This window comes from Rhodococcus sp. OS5, from assembly GCF_056837585.1.
In genome coordinates this window covers 4736276-4757739 of sequence record NZ_CM166368.1, presented here as the reverse complement: position 1 = coordinate 4757739, position 21464 = coordinate 4736276, and the positions used below count along the sequence as shown (strand labels likewise).

Genomic DNA, 21464 nt, shown 5'->3' with positions numbered 1-21464 from the left:
TACACATGCCTGACCCTGACGCACCCGCGGTCGAGATCGACTCGGTCACATAGAAGTTCGGCGGTCATCGGGCGGTGGACAACCTGAGTCTGGTCGTCAACGCGGGGGAATGCTTCGGCCTGCTCGGTCCCAACGGTGCAGGAAAGACGACGACGATCAGGTTGCTCAACACGTTACTTCCTCTGCAAGAGGGTGACATTCGAATTCTCGGTCGCTCCGTTCGCAGCGAAGCGATGACCATTCGGCGCTACCTCGGGTACGTGCCACAACAGCTCTCGATCGAAAGCGCATTGACCGCACGCGAGAACGTGACCTGGTTCGCGCGACTGTACGACGTTCCGCGGTCCGAACGACGCGAGCGCGTCGACCAGGCGCTCGAGATGGTGGATCTGCTCGATTCAGGTGAGCGTCTCGCGTCGAGCTTCTCCGGCGGTATGGTGCGACGGCTCGAACTTGCGCAGGCGCTGGTGAACCGACCGTCGTTGCTGGTGCTCGACGAACCGACGGTGGGGTTGGATCCCATTGCCCGCGAATCCGTCTGGCAGCGAGTGGCGGAGATGCAGAAGCGGTACGGCATGACTGTGCTGCTCACGACGCACTACATGGAAGAAGCGGAGGAGTTGTGTGATCGTGTTGCGTTGATGCATCACGGTGAACTTCGTGCGGTGGGCGAGCCGAGCGCGTTGGCCGCCGAACTGGGGCCGGAGGCCACTCTCGAAGACGTGTTCCGTCACTACACCGGCGACGATCTCACCGGCGACAAGTCAGGAGGTCTCCGCGATGTCCGCAGTGCCCGTCGCACAGCGCGCCGCTTGGGCTGATCCCACTACCAACGGGTTTGCTCGATTGCTCTCGAGAATTTACACATTCTGCCTCGTGGAGGTTCAGAAGTTGCGGCACGACCGATCTGAATTGGTCACGCGCGCAATCCAGCCGATCCTCTGGTTGGTGATCTTCGGTCAGACGTTCAGTCATATCCGAGCGATCCCGACTGGCGACGTACCGTATCTCGACTTTCTCGCGCTGGGCATCATTGCGCAGTCCGCGCTTTTTGTTGCGATCTTCTACGGAATCCAGATCATCTGGGAGCGTGACGCGGGAGTCCTCACCAAACTCATGGTGACGCCGACGCCACGAGCCGCGCTGGTCACCGGAAAGGCATTTGCGGCCGGTATCCGTGCGGTCGCCCAGGCCGTGGTCGTAGTCGTTGTAGCGGCGCTGCTGGGCGTGAGCATGACGTGGAACCCGATCAAGCTGCTCGGCGTCGTGGCTGTCGTTGTCCTCGGCTCGGCGTTCTTCGCCTGTCTGTCGGTTGCGATCGCGGGGATCGTGCTCAAGCGAGATCGATTGATGGGCATCGGCCAGGCGATCACCATGCCGTTGTTCTTCGCGTCCAACGCTCTGTACCCGGTCGAACTCTTGCCGACGTGGGTTCAGTGGCTCAGTCGCATCAATCCGCTGAGTTACGAGGTGTCAGCGCTGCGCGGTCTGCTGATCGGAATGCCGACCGACTACTTCGTCGACTTCGGCGTGCTGATCGGGGCCGCGCTGCTCGGAATCATCACAGCTTCGGCACTATTGGGCCGCTTGACTCGCTGATCTGACTCGCTGAACTTCGCTCCGGACTAGTCGCGAGTGAACGGTGGGGTGTAGGTGCTGCAATCCGGAGGGACGGCCGGGAGTCCTTCGGACGAGCGAAGTTTCTCCGCAATCGATGAGAGCAAGTCCTGCGATTCAGGGGAGAGATCGACCGCTTTTATGGCCAGAGAACGTAATTCGCTGTCGTGGAACTCCTCGACAACCGAACGGTCTTCTTCCGGAATCAGTTCGGGATCTTGGCGAGGTGTCGGGCCGAAGAAATACTCTGCTGCTACGCCGAAGTAATCGGCCAATGCCAAAACGACTTGCTCCGATGGATTCGTGCGCACACCGCTCCGGAGTTGCGAGAGGTACGGTGTCGAAATCTTGCATCCACGTTGCGAAAGGGCTTCCACAACTTGTGCGTTGGTGAGTCTCGGTGCTGTGGCCGGGTACAAGGCGTTCAAACGGTCCTTGAATGAATCGGTCACAATTCCTCCCTCGAGCGTGACCCAGCGTCACAGCTACTTCGCAGTTTTCACATAGTAGACGACACGGTTATTCTGGACTCTGGTCGAAAGTCCTTTCACCTGCGGATATTTGGCGCAGAAAAATTCCAAAGACTTTGTAAAGTATGTGATTTTCGCCGCGTACTGACCGTTCGTTTTGCCAAGGTGTACGGCGGTAGCGTATAAGCCGAACGGTGGTGGTTACGCCATTGTGCTGCAGGTTCTTTCAGCCGGTCCTATCCATTTTGTGTCGATGCATTCCTGCTCGGTCTGTAACGTGCGAAGCGCTGCCGCCGGGCACCGGGCGTCGTCGTGCCGGCGGTTGGCGCGCCGCGTGTTCGGGACTTCTTCTCGGTGCTCTGCTCGACGCTCGCGCGCAGTGGTGGGCCCGTATTTTGCTGCACTCGAGAGTGAGCGCTCAGGTGTGTCCACCTGCGAAAGTGACGCGCATCGAAAGCGGCCGATTGGTATGTCATCGACGTTGGAACACAGTGCTTCTCGTCGGTCCCCATTTTTCATGCGGTGACATAAGGTTCATGCGGTGACATCAGCGCCGCCCGGGCGTGTTGCTGCGGCGGACCGGGCTCGAAGCGCAGCCGGCCGGCCGGACATGTCGAGCGTCGACTCTGCGTCTTTCGGATCGGAATTGCCCGCTGCGCCAGTAGTAGTCGACGTCGTCGCAGTCAGGTGCATGTCAGAACCATGTGGAGGATTACACGTCTTGCACACGGAGGGCGACAGTCCGGGCGGCAATTCTGTCGCACAGATCTACCATCCAGTCCCCGCCGTGCGCTGCTCAACCTGCGGCATGTGTGCCTCGGCCTCGGAAGCGCTTTATGGCACGGGGGTTGCTGACCGGCGCATACTGGTTACAACACAGTGTGTTCGAAGGGCAGGACTGACATGGTCAGTGTCGAGAAGTGGGCGATGTGGGATTCCGCCGTGGAGGTGGACGTCACCGAGGGCGCTGCGCTGCCTACTGCGCACGCGTTGATCGCAGCTGCCATCGACGAAACCGAAGCGGTCTGCGACCTTCGCCGGGGAGACGCCGAGATTCACGCCGTCAACCTCGCTCAGGGAACTCCGGTCAAAGTGACACGACGTATGTCGGCTCTGCTGCGGTCGGCGCTGTGGGCTGCCCGTATGACCGGCGGTGCAGTCAATCCGCTTGCCGACAACTACTCCGAGGACGAATCCATCCCTCCGGTGCACCCGACCCCGACGTTCGAGGACGTACAGCTCGACGGAGACGTGGTGTACGCGCCCTGGGGTGCGTCGTTCGACATCACCGGAGTTGCCAAGGCCGACACCGTCGATCGCGCCGCGCAGATCGTCGCCGCCGAATTACAATGCGGCGTTGCTGTGCGGATCGGCGACGTGATCGCCACGGCCGGCCATGCACCGGCTGGTGGCTGGCAGATTCCGGTGCCGGACAGCGAAGAAGTCGAACTGATCAACGGAACCGCGATGGCGACGGCGCGGGCGCTGGAGCTGCCCTCCTGGGAGCCGAACCAGGAGCGGCCCTCCACGGAATGGGCACAGGTCTCGGTGATTGCTGACGACGCGGTGTGGGCGTACGCCGCGAGCGAAGCTGCGTTGATCCGGGGGATAAGCGCCATCAAATGGGTTGAACAGCAAGAGCTTCGGGCTCGGCTCGTCGACCGATCCGGACGCGTGTACACAACGGAAAGTTGGTTCGGCCCGGCGGCCGCGTGAGTCAGGCCCGTCCGCGCTCTCTGCGGTACCACTGCACCAGAGCATCTGTGGATGTGTCGCCGAGGTCGCCGGGTGCTGCTTCGGAAGAGAGCGCAGGCCCCAGTTCCATGGCTTGTGTCTTGCCGAGTTCGACGCCCCACTGATCGAACGGATTGACACCCCACACAGCACCTTCGACAAATACCTGGTGCTCGTAAAGTGCGATCAGCTGACCGACGACCGAGGGGGTCAGCTCCCTCGCCAAGATAGTGCTCGACGGTCGGTTGCCTGGCATCACCTTGTGTGGCACCAGCTCCGGAGCAGTGCCCTCTGACGCGATTTCTTCGGCAGTCTTCCCGAACGCGAGAACCTTTGTCTGAGCGAAGAAGTTACTCATGAGCAGATCGTGCATTGATCCCGTGCCGTCCGCAGTAGGCAGATCGTCGGTGGATTCCGCGAACCCGATGAAATCGGCAGGCACCAGCCAGGTGCCCTGATGCAGGAGTTGGTAGAAGGCGTGTTGGCCGTTGGTTCCGGGCTCGCCCCAGAAGATCTCACCGGTCGACGTGGTCACCGGTGAGCCGTCGGCGCGAACCGATTTGCCGTTGGACTCCATGGTCAGCTGCTGCAGGTAGGCGGGAAAGCGCAGCAAGTCGTTGGAGTAGGGCAGCACTGCGCGGGACTGTGCGCCGAAGAAGTTGGAATACCAGAGCCCGATGAGGCCGAGGAGGACCGGCGCGTTCTGCTCGAGCGGTTGGTTTCGGAAGTGCGTGTCGATCTGGTGGAAACCGTCGAGGAACTCCGCAAAGCGAAGCGGTCCGACGGCACACATGACCGACAAGCCGATCGCCGAGTCGACGGAGTAGCGCCCGCCGACCCAATCCCAGAACCCGAACATGTTCGCGGTGTCGATGCCGAACTCCGCCACACGGTCACCGTGGGTGGAGACTGCGACGAAATGCTTGGCTACGGCCGAGACGTCTTCGCTGCCCAGACCGGCGAACAGCCAACGCTTTGCCGCTGTCGCGTTGGTGAGGGTCTCGAGGGTGGAGAACGTCTTGGATGCGACGATGAAGAGCGTCGTCTCCGGATCGAGGTCGTCGAGCTGTCCGACCAGATCGACAGGGTCGATGTTGGAGACGAACCGGACGCTGATTCCGGCGTCGGCGTAATGCCGTAGTGCGCGGTAGACCATCACCGGCCCGAGGTCGGAACCGCCGATGCCGATGTTGACGATGGTGCGGATGCGCTTGCCGGTAGCTCCGGTCCACTCGCCGCTGCGCACACGATCGGCAAAAGCGCCCATCGCGTCCAGAACTTCGTGAACGTCCGCGACGACGTCTTGACCGTCGACGGTCAGAGCAGAATCCTTGGGCAGACGCAGCGCTGTGTGCAGTACGGCGCGGTCTTCGGAAGTGTTGATGTGATCGCCCGCGAACATCGCGTCGCGTCGTGCCTCGACGCCGGCCTCGCGGGCCAGGTCGACGAGTAGCGCGAGAGTTTCGCGGCTGACGCGATGCTTGCTGTAGTCGATGTGAAGATCACCGGCGTCGATCGTCAGCTCTCGCCCGCGGGCTGGATCGTCCTGGAAGAGTTCTCGCAGGTGAACGCCTTCGGTGTCGGCGTAATGAGCGCGCAGTTTCTGCCAGGCTGAGGTTCCGGTGATGTCAGTGCTCACAATCATCGACTTTAGTGGCACAAGCTGGAAACTTCCGCGTGAGTCTCGCTCGCGGGCAGACGGACGCGGCTCCGACGAGCATCATGGAACCCATGGACACATTCGAATTCATTCGATCAGTTCCCACCCAGTTGTTCGTCGGCGGTCGGTTCGTGCCCGCGGAGAACAACGCGACCTTCCCGGTGGCGGATCCGGCGACCGGGAAATCGTTGACCGATGTCGCCGATGCGAGCCCCGCGGACGCGCTGCGCGCTCTCGACGAAGCCGTCGCCGTCTCGTCGAAGTGGGCGAGCACACCTGCGCGCGAGCGTGGTGAAATCCTGCGAGCCGTCTTCGAGAAGATCACCGAGCGAGCCGAGGACGTGGCGCTGCTGATGACCCTCGAAATGGGCAAGGCACTCGCCGAAAGTCGCGCCGAGGTGAAGTACGGGGCGGAGTTCTTCCGGTGGTTCAGCGAGGAGGCCGTTCGCATCGGCGGGCGCTACACGCCGGCGCCGGCGGGCAACGGCCGGATCCTTGTCACCAAGGCGCCGGTCGGACCGTGTCTGGCCATCACTCCCTGGAATTTCCCGTTGGCGATGGGTACCCGCAAGATCGGCCCGGCGTTGGCCGCCGGCTGCACGATCATCGTCAAGCCCGCCTCGGAGACCCCGTTGACGATGTTGTTGCTTGCTCAGCTCATGGCCGAAGCCGGGTTGCCCGACGGAGTCCTCTCGGTGTTGCCGACATCGAAATCCGGTGAAGTGACCGGCCCTCTCATCGACGACCCTCGACTGCGCAAGCTCACCTTCACCGGGTCCACCGGCGTCGGCAAGATGCTGGTGGAGAAGTCCGCGAAGCGATTGCTCCGCACGTCGATGGAATTGGGTGGCAACGCACCCTTCGTGGTGTTCGACGACGCGGACGTCGACAAGGCAGTCGAGGGCGCGGTACTGGCGAAGCTTCGCAACGGAGGCGAAGCATGCACCGCCGCCAACCGGTTCCACGTCGCCAACGCCGTGCGTGAAGAGTTCACGACCAAGCTGACCGAGAAGATGGCGACTTTCACGATGGGACCCGGTACCGACCCGGAGACGAAGCTCGGCCCGCTGATCAACCAGAACCAACTCGACACGGTCGCGGAGTTGGTTGCAGATGCGGTGGATGCCGGGGCGAAGGTGCGACTGGGCGGCGAAGCGCCGGGTGGTGAAGGGTACTTCTATCCAGCCACGGTGTTGGCAGACGTTCCGGCCAGCGCGCGGATTCTGAAAGAAGAGGTGTTCGGACCCGTCGCCGCGATCACCGGCTTCGACACCGAAGCCGAGGGAATCGCAGCCGCCAACGACACCGAGTTCGGACTGGCCGCGTACATCTTCACAAGGGATCTCGACCGTGCGCTTCGGGTTTCCGACGCACTGGAATCAGGAATGATCGGCGTCAACCGCGGAGTGATCTCGGACGCGGCAGCGCCGTTCGGTGGCGTGAAGGAATCCGGATTCGGCCGCGAGGGCGGGACCGAGGGGATCGAGGAATACCTGAACACGAAGTACATCGCGCTCGAGAGCTGATACACACGCGAACGGCCACATCGGGACTGCCAGAGGCATCCGATGTGGCCGTTCGCAAGTGATCTGGGTGTGCGCTAGTGGCCCAGGCGTCCGCGGCCCAGGCGCAGGAGCAGCATCGCGAGAGTGTGGCCTTCCTGGCCCAGCTCGTTGAATCGTTCTAGGACCTTCATCTCGCGGCTGTGCACCAGACGCGGACCACCCGATGCCATCCGGGTACGGCCGATGATCTGGGAGACCTCGGAGCGGCGTTTGATGGCCGCGAGGATCTCGGCGTCGAGACGGTCGATTTCTTTCCGTAGTTCGTCGATCTCCGCCTCACTCTGGGGGATCTCGACGTCTGTCGGAGCAGTTTTTACAGTATCGACAGTATTTCCATGGGGGGCTGCAGCCTGGGTGCTCATTGCTATTCGTCTCCTCTTCCTACTGCGTGGATCGTGGTCTCGGCTCGGGTCGTTACCGATCCAGGCACACTGACGAAAATGCCCCGGATCCGATTCGGACCAGGGGCGGGTGAGCTGTTCAGATCACGTGCACCGAGGTCCGGGGCACGTAAAGTAACGCCACAGCGGGCCGACGGGGTCGGCCGTGTTGTCGCGAACGGAAATGCTGAACATAGCGTCCAGTTTGCCATGCTCGACACAGGTAATCCAAGTGCCTCTACCAGCAGGTGGACGCACTGACGACCGTGTCGGTGGACGCCGGTAGCGTGGACAGGCGATGAACACGTACCCAGCACTCGGTGAGCACGACGGACATTCCCAGCACGACGGGGGCGGCGCGCGGGGACACGACGCGGGTTCGGACGCCCTCCTCGAGGGTCTCAACCCGCAACAGCGCGAGGCCGTGGTCCATGCCGGTTCGCCGTTGCTGATAGTCGCGGGCGCCGGCTCGGGCAAGACTGCAGTGCTGACGCGTCGTATCGCCTATCTGCTGGCCGAACGGGGTGTCACCCCCGGTCAGATCCTGGCCATCACGTTCACCAACAAGGCTGCGGCCGAGATGCGCGAGCGTGTGGCAGCTCTTGTCGGACCGCGTGCCAACGCCATGTGGGTCTCGACGTTCCACTCCAGTTGCGTGCGGATTCTGCGAGCACAGGCGGCGCTCCTACCCGGTTTGAACTCGAATTTCTCGATCTACGATTCCGACGATTCGCGTCGACTGCTGACGATGATCTCGAAGGACCTCGAGCTCGACACCAAACGATTCTCCGCGCGGCTTCTCGCTACGCATATCTCCAATCTGAAGAACGAACTCGTCGGACCGGAAGAGGCGGTTGTCGCAGCCGATCAGGATCCGGCCGAACTTCCGCGACTGATCGCCAAGGTCTACGGCCACTACCAACAGCGGCTGCGTGCGGCGAACGCACTCGACTTCGACGATCTCATCGGTGAGACCGTCGCGCTTCTTCAGGCGTTTCCACAGATCGCCGAGTACTACCGCCGCCGCTTCCGTCACGTGCTCGTCGACGAGTACCAGGACACCAACCACGCGCAGTACATGCTTGTGCGTGAACTGGTCGGTGGAGCCGGCGAGTCCGACCACGCCGTTGCCCCGGCCGAACTGTGCGTCGTCGGTGACGCCGATCAGTCGATCTATGCGTTCCGCGGAGCCACTATCCGCAACATCGAAGAGTTCGAACGCGACTACCCGGATGCTCGGACCATCCTTCTCGAACAGAACTACCGTTCGACGCAGAACATTCTGTCTGCGGCCAACTCCGTGATTTCCAAGAACACCGGCCGACGAGAAAAGCGTCTGTGGACCGATTCGGGTGAAGGCGAACTGATCGTCGGCTACGTTGCAGACAACGAGCACGACGAAGCATCGTTTGTCGCCTCGGAGATCGATCGGCTGGTGGACCAGGGCGAGACCAAGTTCGCCGACATCGCGGTGTTCTACCGGACCAACAACTCCTCGCGCGCGCTCGAGGAGATCTTCATTCGACTCGGAGTGCCGTACAAGGTGGTCGGCGGCGTTCGCTTCTACGAGCGCAAGGAAGTTCGGGACATCGTCGCGTATCTGCGCGTCCTCGCCAACGAGGACGACACCGTGAGCCTGCGACGCATTCTCAACACGCCCCGACGCGGTATCGGTGATCGAGCCGAAGCCTGCGTCGCCGTGCACTCCGAGCATCGCAACATCAGCTTCGCCGCCGCTCTCCGTGACGGCGCGGAAGGCAAAGTGGCGCTGCTCAATACGCGGTCACAGAAGGCCATCGCGTCGTTCCTCGAGATGATGGACGGGCTGCGGGCCCTGCTACCGACAGCGGCCGCCGACGAGGACGAACCGTTCGAGCTCGGTGACATCGGTGAGGTTGCCGAGGCGGTGCTCGAGCGCACCGGCTACCGCGCCGAGCTTGCGGCGAGCAGCGATCCGCAGGATGGCGCGCGACTCGACAACTTGAACGAACTCGTCAGCGTGGCAAGGGAATTCAGTTCCGACGCGCGAAACGCGGCCGGGCTGATCGATCCGGACGACGAGGAAACCGCAGCAATGCGTGAAGGTGAACCCGATCCGGGTTCGCTTGCCGCCTTCCTCGAACGGGTATCGCTTGTCGCCGACGCCGATCAACTGCCGGACTCCGACGACGGCGTCGTGACCATGATGACGCTTCACACCGCCAAGGGCCTCGAGTTCCCGGTCGTCTTCGTCACCGGTTGGGAGGACGGGCAGTTCCCGCACATGCGCGCCCTCGGCGATCCGGCGGAGCTGTCCGAAGAGCGTCGACTTGCTTACGTCGGCATCACCCGTGCCAGGCAGCGCCTGTACCTGACGCGCGCGATCATGCGTTCGGCGTGGGGGCAACCGATCCAGAACCCGGCGTCGCGGTTCATCCAGGAGATCCCGGAGGACCTGATCAACTGGCGCCGTGAGGATCCGGGCACCGGTGGCGGATTCGGAAGCGGCAGGCCGGGTTACGGCAGCGGAAGCCGCTACGGCAGCCAGGGCGGCCAGGGATACGGCGGCGGGCAGAACTACGGGGGAGGGTCCGGCAAGGCCGCGTCGACTCCCAGTTTCGGTGCCGCGCGTGGCCGCAACAACGTTCTGGTCCTCGCCACGGGTGACCGCGTCAGTCACGACAAGTACGGTCTGGGCACCGTGTTGGAAACCAAGGGCACTGGCCCCACCGCGACGGTCACCATCGACTTCGGTAGCGCGGGCAAGGTGCGGTTGATGCTCATCGGCGGTGTGCCGATGGTCAAGCTGTAGAAGACAGGCAAAAACTTCCGGCCCGTACCTGGAAAGGTGCGGGCCGGAAGTTTTTCATCAGAAGCGTTGGGCTTGCGATCAGTCCTGCTCGACGCCGAGGCTGATGCCGCGTGAGGCGAGCCAGGGGAGGGGGTCGATCTTGTTCTCGCCGGCGAGATGAACCTCGAAGTGAAGGTGCGGGCCGGTGGAGAAGCCGCGGTTGCCGACAGTGGCGATCTGGTCGCCGGCCATGACCTGCTGACCGACCGTGACGGTGGACGTGTCGATGTGGCCGTAGACGGTGATCGTTCCGTCTGCGTGCTGTAGGCGTACCCACATGCCGAACCCGGAAGCCGGACCTGAATCGATGACCTTGCCGTCGGCGACGGCGACGATGGGCGTCCCGATCGGGGCGGCGATGTCGACGCCGGCGTGCAGGGTGCCCCAGCGGGTGCCGAAGTTGGACGTGAACGTGCCCACTGCCGGCAGGACGAACAGCGGGCGACGGGCAGCGGCTTCGCGTGCTGCGCGCTCGTCACTGAAACGCTGGCCCTTGGCAAGCAGGTTGCTGAACTGGGAGAGGTCGGTCGGCGCTGCGACGTTGAGGACCTGCGGAGCGTCGGCCTCGGTGGTGGCTGCCGTGGAGGTGGCCGGAGCGAACTGAGCGGCCTGCGGTTCTGCGGTGGTACCGATCGCGGAGGACTCGTTGGCGAGTGCAACTTCCGAGTGGTCGGCGGCAGAAGAGGAACCGTCGTTGACAACTGCCTGGCCCGCGGCGACAACCGCGCCGGCTGCAACTGCCAGAACGGCGGCGCGGCCCTTGAGAGCGGAGGGAGGGGTGGGGAGTCGGTGAGCACCGCTGCGGCGAACCGGAGATTCGACATCGACTGTCGGTGCGGAGGAGGCGTAAGTGGGGGTGCTGATCACGTCGGACTCGACGAACTCGTGAGAGTCGGAATCTGACGACGTGGAGGATGAATTTCGAGTGAACATATCGGTAGAGATCTCAGAACTTTTGGTCTCGGTGTAACGCCTGGCCGAGTGCGTTGGATAAGTGGTCGTGACCTCGTCTGGAGCTGAGTTCGAGAACCTACTAGCGGTGAACTGGCTGCGGTGATGCATATGCCGGTTCTCTCCTCGAGTTCGTGATCAGCCCGTGACTTAGACCGACTGACGGTAACGAAATGATTGCGATGGGCGCAAGCCGTAGCGGAAACCTGTCCGATTATGTGACGTGCCTCACAGCTTGACCTGGGAATATGTCGATCCGGGCAAAACGGACGAATCATCTCGTTTCGTGATCGCGCGTGTCACAACCGGATCACCGGTCCATTCAGGCACTACCGTCGATCGAGTGTCCACAACACCTGGAACTACGTCGCAGGCGCGTATCGACGACCCCGGAGTGAAGTCCGGGGCGCCACTCGCGGCGGTAATCGGACTGCTCGGTGCCGTCGGAGTGGCAGCCAGTCCCGTCGTCGGAGTCGGGAGTGGCCGCGGGGTCGACACGACGGGGGCTCTTGCTTCCGCCGCTCTCTTCGCCGCCGTCTGCACGATCGTCGTGCCGCTGGTTGCGGTGCTCACCTCGGGGCGCAGGCCCGCCTTCGCAGGTGGACTCCTGGCAGGTATCGGCGCGGTGTCCCTCGGCGCGGCGATCCTCGACGTTCAGTTGTTCGTCGACGCAATCGATGCAAACCGCTTGGACCTTTTCCGTCCGATTTCGGCGGGTTCGATCGATGCGGGTCCGGGCGCTTATCTCGCGCTCGCGGGCCACGGACTTCTTGTGGTGTCCGGTGTCCTCGGCTTCATGGTCGTCCATCGTGAATCGGAGCGGGACGGATACGGCAGCGCTCGCGCCGCGGAATTCGACGGGCGATCGGTTGGCGGGCGGATCGGCGGATGGCCGACTGCGCTGCTGATTCTGGCCGCGGTGGTGTTCGTGCTCTCCCTGTTCGGTCCTTCCTTCAGTTCGCAGGATCCGATCTTTCTGGTCAAACCGCTCGTCGACTCGGCGGCGGCCACCGCCGTCGGTACGGGATTGGTCGGCGTCGCGGTACTCGTTGCGGTCGCGGCGGCATTGACGTCCATCTCGCTACCGGTGGGCTGCGGCGCCCTGATCGGTGTCGGTCTCGGCGCACTCGCAGTCAGTGGAACCAGGGTGATGGCTGGGTTCGCGGCCGGCGATCGGATCGGCGTCGGTTCGGGATCGGTGGTCGGGGCACTGGCCGCCGTGGTCATCGCCGTGATCGGAGTTTCAGCTCCCTACCTCGCTTCCAGGCGTGAAACAGATGCGATTCCCGCTGAAAGTGTGGTTCGCGCACCCGCGAAGACGACAAAGGGTGCGCTGAAAGCGGCGATGGTGGCTCAGTCCCGGGCGGCGCAAGCGCGGGTGAACAGACTTCACCGCGTTGCCGGTATCGGCGCAGTTGTCACCGCAGCAGTGGCAGCCCTGGGGGTGGCATTTCCGGTCCTGTCGTTGCAGGAGAACATCCCCGAACCGTCCATGCTCTCGTCTCGAGTTGTCCTGCTCGCGGCTGCTGTACTGCTGGTCGCCGGTCTGGTCTTGTTCGCCCCGGGCCGCGCCGCGGTGGTGCGGCCGGCCGTCGGCGTGTTGTGGACCACGGTCGTGATGGGAGTCGCCGCTGTCATGCAGTCGGCGGTCATCGCGACGGACGTACCAGGCGTCGGGTTGGGGGCCGGCGCCTTCGTGCTCTGCGGCGCGGCTTTCCTCGCTGCGGCGACGGGACTGCTCGTCTGGCTGGCGGGAAGCGCCGAGCGTGAGGATGTCGACACGTCGGTAGGTGGCGGTTCGCGAGGGCTGGTGCTTATCGTCGGTGGGATCGGCGCCGTCGCTGTCCTGATCGGAACCGCGCTTCCCCTCTATCAGGGCGACACCTATACGGCGGCCTCAGTTCTGGAGTGGCCGTGGGGAATTGACGTCTGGGGTCAACTGCTCGTCGGCGTCACCGTCGTGATCGCCGCTGTGATCGCAGCGTCCGCGCGGCCGTCGCGGGGCGCGGCATTGCTGATCGGATCTGCCGTGGCAGCTCTGGTGTACGTAGGTGAGTGGCCACTCACGTCATCGCGCATATCGGACGCAACCGTGGGGGTGGGTGCGATCACAGCGGCCACGGGCATAGTGTTGCTTCTCGTTGCAGCGTTCTCGAGCGCAAGAATCAGTGAGACTGATGCTTGACAAATTCGGTGTGGCCACCTTGCCGAATCGGTGAGGCGTGCCTCATCGAGCAATTGCGCGTGACTTGGGCCACATAGCATCAATGCGGGCGCAAACCGAACGCGGCAACTGGTTAAAGTCCAGAACAGACCCGCTCCTACCCCTCGAGCGGGTGACAACGCAGACGAGACGGTGAGCAGATGGATCTCTTCGAATACCAGGCGAAGGAACTCTTCGCCAAGCACGGAGTGCCGACTTCGGCTGGACGTGTTACAGACACAGTCGCCGGCGCACGCGAGATTGCCGAAGAAATCGGTAAGCCCGTGATGGTGAAGGCACAGGTCAAGGTAGGCGGCCGCGGCAAGGCCGGTGGCGTCAAGTACTCGCCCGACGTGGATGCCGCAGTGGCAAACGCCGAGGCAATCCTGGGCCTGGACATCAAGGGCCATGTCGTCAAGAAGCTGCTGGTCGCAGAGGCAAGTGACATTGCCGAGGAGTACTACATCTCCTTCCTGCTCGACCGCACCAACCGCACCTACCTGGCCATGTGCTCGGTAGAGGGTGGCGTCGAGATCGAGGTCACCGCCGAGGAGAACCCCGACGCTCTCGCCAAGATCCCCGTCGACGCAGTCAAGGGCGTCGACCTCGCGTTCGCGCGCAGCATCGCCGAGGCAGGAAAGCTGCCCGCAGAGGTGCTCGACGCAGCGGCCGTGACGATCCAGAAGCTGTGGGAGGTCTTCATCGGCGAAGACGCACTCCTCGTCGAGGTCAACCCCCTCGTTCGTACGCCTGACGATCAGATCCTCGCCCTCGACGGCAAGGTCACCCTCGACGAGAACGCAGCGTTCCGTCAGCCCGGCCACGAGGCATTCGAGGATCGCGACGCTACCGATCCCCTCGAGCTCAAGGCCAAGGAAAACGACCTCAACTACGTCAAGCTCGACGGTGAGGTCGGAATCATCGGCAACGGCGCAGGCCTGGTCATGTCCACGCTGGACGTCGTCGCATACGCCGGCGAGAACCACGGTGGCGTCAAGCCCGCCAACTTCCTCGACATCGGCGGCGGAGCTTCCGCTGCAGTCATGGCTGCCGGCCTGGATGTCATCCTCAACGATGCACAGGTCAAGAGCGTGTTCGTCAACGTCTTCGGCGGCATCACCGCGTGTGACGCAGTTGCCAACGGCATCGTCGGCGCACTGAAGACCCTGGGTGACGAGGCCAACAAGCCGCTCGTCGTTCGCCTGGACGGAAACAACGTCGAAGAGGGTCGTCGCATCCTCGCCGAGGCCAACCACCCGCTGGTCACGGTCGTCGCAACCATGGACGAGGCCGCCGACAAGGCCGCCGAACTCGCTCACGCAGCGAAGTAAGGGACTCACAGAACAATGGCAATCTTCCTCACCAAGGATTCAAAGGTCATCGTCCAGGGCATCACCGGCGGCGAGGGCACCAAGCACACCGCTCTGATGCTCAAGGCCGGCACCCAGGTCGTCGGCGGCGTCAACGCTCGCAAGGCCGGCACCACGGTCTCGCACGTTGCTGCTGACGGTTCCCCTGTCGAGCTCCCCGTCTTCGCGACGGTCGAAGAGGCAATCAAGGAGACCGGCGCAGACGTCTCCATCGCATTCGTTCCCCCGGCCTTCTCGAAGGACGCCATCGTCGAGGCCATCGACGCGGAGATCCCGCTCCTCGTGGTCATCACCGAGGGCATCCCGGTTCAGGACTCCGCTTACGCTTGGGCGTACAACGAGTCCAAGGGCAAGAAGACCCGCATCATCGGACCGAACTGCCCCGGCATCATCACCCCGGGTGAGGCCCTCGTCGGCATCACGCCCGCCAACATTGCAGGCACCGGCCCCATCGGCCTGGTCTCCAAGTCGGGCACCCTGACCTACCAGATGATGTACGAACTCCGTGACTTCGGCTTCTCCACCGCCATCGGCATCGGCGGCGACCCGGTCATCGGAACCACCCACATCGACGCCATCGAGGCGTTCGAGAAGGATCCCGAGACCAAGGTCATCGTGATGATCGGTGAAATCGGTGGCGACGCGGAAGAGCGTGCAGCCGATTACATCAAGGCCAACGTCACCAAGCCGGTCGTCGGCTACGTGGCAGGCTTCACCGCTCCCGAAGGCAAGACCATGGGCCACGCCGGTGCCATCGTCTCCGGTTCCTCGGGAACTGCTCAGGCAAAGCAGGAAGCTCTCGAAGCTGCAGGCGTGAAGGTCGGCAAGACGCCGTCCGCTACCGCTGCTCTCGCTCGCGAGATTCTTCAGTCCCTGTAAGGGGCTTCGCCCCCGTGCGTGGTTAGGGAGTCTCCGGACTCCTTAACCACGCACAGTGGTATCGACCCACATCGACCCGGCAGGTTCCAACTGCCCGGCACCGGATGTGATGGATGCGACGATCGAATCGAGATCGTCGGCGTCACCGGCGGCGAGCGTCATCACCGCCTTCGATCCATACGTAGTTCCGAGCACCGAGACGCCCCGCGCTCTCAGCTCCGCTTCCACCCGACCGGCCTCTGAGTGCCGGATCGCCAAAGTGCGCAGGACCTTTCTCTCCCTGGCCACAAGCTCGGCCGAATCGAGAGCCACCGAGACCGCTCCCGAATACGCGCGGACCAATCCACCGGCGCCGAGCTTGATTCCGCCGAAATAGCGCGTGACGACAACAATCACATCGACCAGATCTCGAGACTTGAGAACCTGAAGCATCGGCACCCCGGCAGTGCCGCCCGGTTCACCGTCGTCGTGTGCACGTTCGACGCGTGAGTTCGCCTCGTATCCGATCACGAAAGCCGAACAATGATGGCGCGCATCGGGATACAGCGATTTTTGCTCCGCGACGAACTCCGTGGCGGCTTCGGCGTCGTCTACCCGGTGAAGCGCGGCGATGAATCGTGAGTGCTTCACCTCGGTTTCGACGACGTGGTCGGCGCCGGGCGCGAGGGTGAAGGGCATCTGCCCATTGTCTCCTGTCGGTGTTAGCGTGCGAAGTCGAGACACATACGCTGGTAACCATCGAAGACCGTCTACGAGGAGAAGTCATGACGTTCACGCCGCAAGGGCCCAGCTTCGGGCCACCGAATCAGCCGGCAGCGGGCGGTGGAACCAAGAATCTCGGATTCATCCTGCTCATCGCCGTCGCGGCACTCGGCCTGATCAATTTCCTGCTCGGTTTTGCGCCCTTCACGTCGATCAGTGGAAGCAGCAGCGGCATCGGTAGCGGCCTGGATACCAGTTCGAGTTTCTTCGAATCGAGCATCTACGGCCTCGGATTCGTTTTCGCCGGCGGTGTGGTTGCGGGCGTATCGCTCCTCCCGAAGCAGTCGTATGCAGGCATTGCCGCAGCGCTCACCCTCACGGGTTTCTTCGCTTTGGTGTTCGCCGCGTTCTCCGTCGGTACCAGCGACTACGTCGACATCAGCCTCGGTTGGGGCCTGATCATCGTGCTGATCCTCTCGTTCGTGCAGACCGTCGTCGCAGTCGCCGCGTTGTTGTTCGAGATCGGAATTCTGAAGGCGCCCGCGCCCCGACCGGTAGCTCAGCAGTACGGTCAGCAGCAGCCTTACGGCCAGCCCCAGGGCCAGGCGCCGGGGCAGGCGCCAGGTCAGCCACAGGGATACGGACAGGCTCAGTACGGCCAGCCTCAGCAGGCTCAGCAGCCGGGCCAGTACCAGCAGAATCCGCAGTACGGGCAGGCGCAGCAGCAGGGATACGGGGGAGCGCACGCCGCCCCCGTCGACCCGACCGCTTCGCAGCCGCCTTACGGCCAGACTGCGTCTCCCTACGGGCAGAACCCGGTGCAAAATCCCGGACAGACCGACTCGTCGGCCGCGACGACGTCGTCTTACTATCCGCTGACCTCTCAGCCCGGTGGCCAGCCGAACCCGAGTTACTCGTCGGATCAGTTCACCGCTCCACGCGGTTACGGCCAGCCGTACAACCAGCAGCAGACTGGCTCGACCGAGCAGCCGACGGGCTTCGAGCCGCCTACCTTCGAAGCGCCGACGCCGTCTGCGGAACCTGACCAGGGCAGCAGCGATTCCGCGGCCGAGACCAAGGTCTTCGGCTCGCAGAACCCCGACGAGCGTCAGCAGTAGTATTTCTTCGTTTCACGAACATGAATGTGGCCTCCGACCCGCTGCGGGTGGAGGCCACATTCCGTGAGCCCGACGGCGCGCCTGAGTGCGCGGCGCACTGTCGAGTGAAACCCTCGAGGGGATGAGTTCTTTGATTGATGGCACCCGGTCCCGTCCCACGTCCTCACGACCCGGACGTGGTCGTACTGGCAGCGGCCGCGTCGGCGGCGGTCGCCCGGGACCGAACCCGGACCTGGCGCGCAAGCTGCTGACCGTCGCCTTCCGACCGTCGGGCCTGACGATGCTGCTGATCGCGGCTGTCGTCGTGGTCACTTTGGTATCGGCGAGCAGCGATCTGACCGGAACCTTCGGCGCCATTGCCACTACATGGTTGGCCATCCACCAGGTGCCGGCGACTATCAGCGGCGTCCAACTCGGTGTACTGCCACTGCTTCCAACGGCGGTCATGATGTGGGTGGTCGCACGCCGATGCGCGTCGACTGCGGTGCACACCGACTCCCGTGACGACACCCTCCGCCTGGTGGGGGCGGCGGTAGCCGGACCGTTGACTATCACGGCAATCGCTCTCGCCGTTGTCGCCGACGCCTCCGCGGCAATTCCGCTGTCGAGCCCCAACACGTTGGCCGCTTTCGGCTGGGTCGCCGGGATTCACCTGATCGCCGCGTCCGTCGGTGTTGCTGCTGCGCACTGGGATCGCGTCGTCGCCGAGATTCCGCCGTGGGCATCTGCCGCTGTTCGTCCGGCCGCGGCTGCGTCGGCAGCGCTGCTGGCTGCGGGCGCCGTGGCCGTCGTGGTGTCGCTACTCGTGTCGTGGTCGACGGTCGGTGACCTACTCGCACGCGGCAACGGGTTTGTCGGCGTACTGGGATTGACGGTGTTGTCGCTGCTCTACCTGCCGAACCTCGTGGTCGGTGCAGCCGCGGTGATGACGGGATCGACGGCCGATTTCGGAAACGTCTCCATCAGCGTGTTCGGCAACATCGGTGGAGATCTGCCACCCTTGCCCCTTCTCGGAGCGGTTCCGGAAGGCGTCGCCGGCGGAATCTGGCCGGTGCTGTTGATCGTTCCGGCTGCGGTGGGTGTGATGCTCGGCCGTGATTGCGCTCGACGCATCGCCGGGCAGGACAGTGTGCTCGCAGTGCTGACGGCAGCTGCCGGTGCCGGCGTCGTCATGGCTCTGCTTGCCCTTGCTGCGGGGGGAGACCTCGGGCAGTTCGGCACCGTCGAGGTCCTGTGGTGGGGCTTCGGTCTTCTGACTTTCGCGTGGCTGGGATTGTTCGGAACCGTCTCGGCGCTGTTCGCGATGTGGTTCTCACACCGCGGACACATGAAGGACGAGGTTGCGCCGCCGACGGCTGAACCGGCTCGAGAATCCGAGCCCGAACTTGCGATCACGGCCGCGGCCACAACGGATGGCGAGGACGACGAAAACGCCGACGAAGTGCTCGCCCAGGAATCTGCGGTGGTAGTGACCAAGGTCGTCGAAGCCGAAATTGTCGAAGAATCAGGCGAACCCGTGCAGGTAGTGACAGAGGAAACCGTCGAGATCGAAGTAGTCGACGCGGAGGTTGTCGCGGCACCCGAGGCGGACCCCACAGCCGGGGCCGAGCCGGAGACCGACCTGCCCTCGAAGCCGCAGGAGTCCAGCGACTAGGCTGTCATGCGGCCGATACTCCGGCCGCATCATCTTCCAGTTCTCAGGAGTAGTGCGCTGACTGCCTCGGCCGACAATCCGCAGCCGACAATGCCCGACAGGGTCCAATTTCGCGACTCTGTCGCGCGGGTAGTCGTACTCGCTTCCGGCGCGGGAACCCTGCTGACTTCGCTGATCGACGCTTCGCATGCCGAGGGATACCCCGCCGAGATCGTTGCCGTCGGTGTAGATCGTGACTGCCTCGCCGCCGAGCACGCTGCGGATTCGAAGATCCCGTCCTTCAAGGTCTCGATCAAGACCTACGAAAATCGTGCCGCCTGGGACGAGGCGCTGACAGCAGCAGTGGCCGAGTACGAACCCGATCTCGTGGTCAGTGCAGGCTTCATGAAAATCCTCGGCCCCAGCTTTCTCGAGCGTTTCGGCGGCCGAATCATCAACACTCATCCCGCGTTGCTGCCTGCCTTTCCCGGCGCGCACGCGGTTCCCGACGCTCTGGCGTACGGCGTGAAGGTCACCGGTTCCACGGTGCATCTCGTCGACGGCGGAGTTGATACCGGGCCGATCTTGGCGCAGGAAGCTGTGCCGGTGCATGACGACGACACCGAGTCTTCGTTGCATGAACGCATCAAAATTGTGGAGCGACGGTTGTTGGCGGACGTCATCGCCGCTGTTGCTACGCGCGGAGTGGTTTCCGATGGACGAAAGGCCGTGATCCCCAGTGAGTGAACGCAAGGCTGTGCGCCGTGCACTTGTCAGCGTCTACGACAAGAGTGGTCTGATCGAGCTGGCCACGGGCCTGCACGAGGCCGGTGTCGAGTTGGTCTCGACCGGTTCGACCGCGTCGAAGATCGCCGACGCCGGAATCCCCGTGACCCCGGTCGAGGCTCTGACCGGATTCCCGGAATGCCTCGAAGGCCGTGTGAAGACGCTGCATCCGCGCGTCCACGCCGGCGTTCTCGCCGATACCCGCAAGCCGGATCACCTCGCTCAGCTCGAGGAACTCGGCATCGCGACCTTCGAATTGGTTGTCGTGAACCTGTACCCCTTCACCGAGACGGTTGCCTCGGGCGCTAGCCCGGACGAGTGCGTCGAGCAGATCGACATCGGCGGCCCGTCGATGGTGCGTGCTGCAGCCAAGAACCATCCGTCGGTTGCCGTCGTGGTCGATCCGGCTCGGTACGCCGACGTCCTGACTGCCGTTGCCGGTGGCGGATTCACCTTGCGTGAGCGCACTGTGCTTGCAGCGCAGGCGTTCCAGCACACTGCGTCGTACGACGTCGCGGTTGCGAGCTGGATGACGAGCACGATCGCCGCTGACGAGGACGGTTCGCTGTTCCCGGCCTGGGTCGGTGCGACCTGGAACCGCAGCGCTGTTCTTCGCTACGGCGAGAACCCGCACCAGGACGCTGCGCTGTACGAAAACCCGGCTGCGCCTGCAGGTTTGGCTCAGGCGGAGCAGTTGCACGGCAAGGAGATGTCGTACAACAACTACACGGACTCCGACGCAGCGTGGCGCGCAGCGTACGACTTCACTGATCCGGCCGTCGCAATCATCAAGCACGCCAACCCGTGTGGCATCGCCATCGGCACCGACATCGCCGACGCCCACCGCAAGGCGCATGCATGCGATCCGGTCAGTGCTTTCGGTGGTGTGATCGCTGCCAACCGCGAGGTCACCGTCGAACTGGCCGAGCAGATCGCCGACATCTTCACCGAGGTCGTCATCGCGCCCTCGTACGAAGACGGAGCTGTCGAGGTTCTGCAGCGTAAGAAGAACATTCGTGTTCTGAAGGCAGCCGCTCCGACCGCTACCGGAATCGAACTGCGTCCGATCTCCGGCGGTACCTTGCTCCAGCAGCGCGACGTCCTGGACGCCGACGGCGACAACCCGGCCAACTGGACCCTCGCCAACGGTGAGGCTGCCGATGCCGAGACTCTCGCTGACCTCGAATTTGCTTGGCGCGCCAGCCGTTCGGTGAAGTCCAACGCGATCCTGCTGGCCTCCGGCGGTGCCTCTGTCGGCGTCGGCATGGGCCAGGTCAACCGCGTCGACGCAGCGCATCTGGCTGTTCAGCGAGCCGGTGACCGCGTCGTAGGTTCGGTTGCAGCTTCGGACGCGTTCTTCCCGTTCCCTGACGGTCTGCAGGTGCTGCTCAACGCCGGCGTCAAGGCTGTTGTGCAGCCGGGTGGTTCGGTTCGCGACAACGAAGTGATTGCCGCAGCCAAGGAAGCCGGTGTCACTCTCTATCTGACCGGTGCGCGCCACTTCGCGCACTGACTCCTACGTCGGTAGCGGGCCTCGACTCCTCAACGGGAGTTCGGGGCCCGTTC

18 protein-coding genes are annotated in these 21464 nt (G+C 63.6%); 12 read left to right on the top strand and 6 right to left on the bottom strand.

The genetic code is table 11. From position 1 onward, the window contains the following. The first annotated feature begins 74 nt into the window (after window positions 1-74). Window positions 75-821 (top strand): ABC transporter ATP-binding protein, encoded by a 747-nt coding sequence (locus tag ACVZUB_RS22040; protein WP_482627763.1) that lies wholly within the window; start codon window positions 75-77, stop codon window positions 819-821. Continuing rightward, window positions 781-1599 carry an ABC transporter permease gene (locus ACVZUB_RS22035; RefSeq protein WP_482627762.1) on the top strand — a complete coding sequence of 273 codons (819 nt, stop codon included), beginning with the start codon at window positions 781-783 and terminating at the stop codon, window positions 1597-1599. The genes ACVZUB_RS22040 and ACVZUB_RS22035 overlap by 41 nt, the downstream gene beginning before the upstream one ends. Window positions 1600-1625: 26 nt before the next feature. Here the strand turns inward: ACVZUB_RS22035 and ACVZUB_RS22030 are convergent, their stop codons facing one another. Further along, window positions 1626-2069, bottom strand: a complete 444-nt coding sequence (locus tag ACVZUB_RS22030) for a helix-turn-helix domain-containing protein (RefSeq protein ID WP_003946341.1) — start codon at window positions 2067-2069, stop codon at window positions 1626-1628. A 552-nt stretch (window positions 2070-2621) separates the two neighbouring features. Continuing rightward, window positions 2622-2780, bottom strand: a complete 159-nt coding sequence (locus ACVZUB_RS22025; RefSeq protein ID WP_155277906.1) for a hypothetical protein — start codon at window positions 2778-2780, stop codon at window positions 2622-2624. Between the two features lie 210 nt (window positions 2781-2990). Here ACVZUB_RS22025 and ACVZUB_RS22020 point away from each other — a divergent pair, with 210 nt between their 5' ends. Further along, window positions 2991-3803: an FAD:protein FMN transferase gene (locus ACVZUB_RS22020; RefSeq protein ID WP_007727618.1), complete on the top strand. Its 813-nt coding sequence runs from the start codon at window positions 2991-2993 to the stop codon at window positions 3801-3803. A 1-nt stretch (window position 3804) separates the two neighbouring features. On the opposite strand, the gene pgi is transcribed toward ACVZUB_RS22020, so the two are convergent. Further along, a complete protein-coding gene (gene pgi / locus ACVZUB_RS22015) occupies window positions 3805-5460 on the bottom strand; it encodes a glucose-6-phosphate isomerase (protein ID WP_482627761.1) in 1656 nt (551 codons plus the stop codon). A gap of 92 nt (window positions 5461-5552) precedes the next feature. Here pgi and ACVZUB_RS22010 point away from each other — a divergent pair, with 92 nt between their 5' ends. Then, window positions 5553-7007, top strand: a complete 1455-nt coding sequence (locus ACVZUB_RS22010) for an NAD-dependent succinate-semialdehyde dehydrogenase (protein ID WP_007727613.1) — start codon at window positions 5553-5555, stop codon at window positions 7005-7007. Between the two features lie 74 nt (window positions 7008-7081). Here the strand turns inward: ACVZUB_RS22010 and ACVZUB_RS22005 are convergent, their stop codons facing one another. Continuing rightward, the gene (locus ACVZUB_RS22005; protein ID WP_003946362.1) at window positions 7082-7408 is read right to left on the bottom strand and encodes a chorismate mutase; all 327 of its coding nucleotides are present in this window, start codon (window positions 7406-7408) and stop codon (window positions 7082-7084) included. Window positions 7409-7724: 316 nt separating this feature from the next. Here ACVZUB_RS22005 and pcrA point away from each other — a divergent pair, with 316 nt between their 5' ends. Next, window positions 7725-10217, top strand: a complete 2493-nt coding sequence (pcrA, locus tag ACVZUB_RS22000) for a DNA helicase PcrA (RefSeq protein ID WP_003946394.1) — start codon at window positions 7725-7727, stop codon at window positions 10215-10217. 78 nt (window positions 10218-10295) lie between these two features. On the opposite strand, the gene ACVZUB_RS21995 is transcribed toward pcrA, so the two are convergent. Then, the gene (locus tag ACVZUB_RS21995) at window positions 10296-11318 is read right to left on the bottom strand and encodes a M23 family metallopeptidase (RefSeq protein WP_030534879.1); all 1023 of its coding nucleotides are present in this window, start codon (window positions 11316-11318) and stop codon (window positions 10296-10298) included. Between the two features lie 232 nt (window positions 11319-11550). Here ACVZUB_RS21995 and ACVZUB_RS21990 point away from each other — a divergent pair, with 232 nt between their 5' ends. The 3 genes from ACVZUB_RS21990 to sucD all read left to right on the top strand — a co-directional run bounded on the left by ACVZUB_RS21990 (window position 11551) and on the right by sucD (window position 15659). Beyond that, entirely contained in the window at window positions 11551-13392 is a 1842-nt protein-coding gene (locus ACVZUB_RS21990; RefSeq protein ID WP_482627760.1) for a hypothetical protein, read from the top strand. Between the two features lie 179 nt (window positions 13393-13571). Further along, window positions 13572-14741: an ADP-forming succinate--CoA ligase subunit beta gene (gene sucC / locus ACVZUB_RS21985; RefSeq protein ID WP_003946426.1), complete on the top strand. Its 1170-nt coding sequence runs from the start codon at window positions 13572-13574 to the stop codon at window positions 14739-14741. A 15-nt stretch (window positions 14742-14756) separates the two neighbouring features. Continuing rightward, a complete protein-coding gene (gene sucD / locus ACVZUB_RS21980; protein WP_003946432.1) occupies window positions 14757-15659 on the top strand; it encodes a succinate--CoA ligase subunit alpha in 903 nt (300 codons plus the stop codon). Between the two features lie 42 nt (window positions 15660-15701). Here sucD and ACVZUB_RS21975 read toward each other — a convergent pair whose 3' ends face one another. Then, window positions 15702-16337 (bottom strand): IMPACT family protein, encoded by a 636-nt coding sequence (locus ACVZUB_RS21975; protein ID WP_003946418.1) that lies wholly within the window; start codon window positions 16335-16337, stop codon window positions 15702-15704. Window positions 16338-16423: 86 nt separating this feature from the next. Here ACVZUB_RS21975 and ACVZUB_RS21970 point away from each other — a divergent pair, with 86 nt between their 5' ends. The 4 genes from ACVZUB_RS21970 to purH all read left to right on the top strand — a co-directional run bounded on the left by ACVZUB_RS21970 (window position 16424) and on the right by purH (window position 21411). Next, window positions 16424-17479, top strand: coding sequence for a DUF5336 domain-containing protein (locus tag ACVZUB_RS21970; RefSeq protein ID WP_042921326.1), 1056 nt, complete (start codon window positions 16424-16426; stop codon window positions 17477-17479). 121 nt (window positions 17480-17600) lie between these two features. Next, the gene (locus tag ACVZUB_RS21965) at window positions 17601-19133 is read left to right on the top strand and encodes a cell division protein PerM (protein WP_270008112.1); all 1533 of its coding nucleotides are present in this window, start codon (window positions 17601-17603) and stop codon (window positions 19131-19133) included. A gap of 6 nt (window positions 19134-19139) precedes the next feature. Next, the gene (gene purN / locus ACVZUB_RS21960; RefSeq protein WP_030534875.1) at window positions 19140-19859 is read left to right on the top strand and encodes a phosphoribosylglycinamide formyltransferase; all 720 of its coding nucleotides are present in this window, start codon (window positions 19140-19142) and stop codon (window positions 19857-19859) included. After that, complete coding sequence (purH, locus tag ACVZUB_RS21955; protein WP_003946407.1) at window positions 19852-21411, top strand: bifunctional phosphoribosylaminoimidazolecarboxamide formyltransferase/IMP cyclohydrolase; 1560 nt, start codon at window positions 19852-19854, stop codon at window positions 21409-21411. The genes purN and purH overlap by 8 nt, the downstream gene beginning before the upstream one ends. Window positions 21412-21464: the final 53 nt, after the last annotated feature.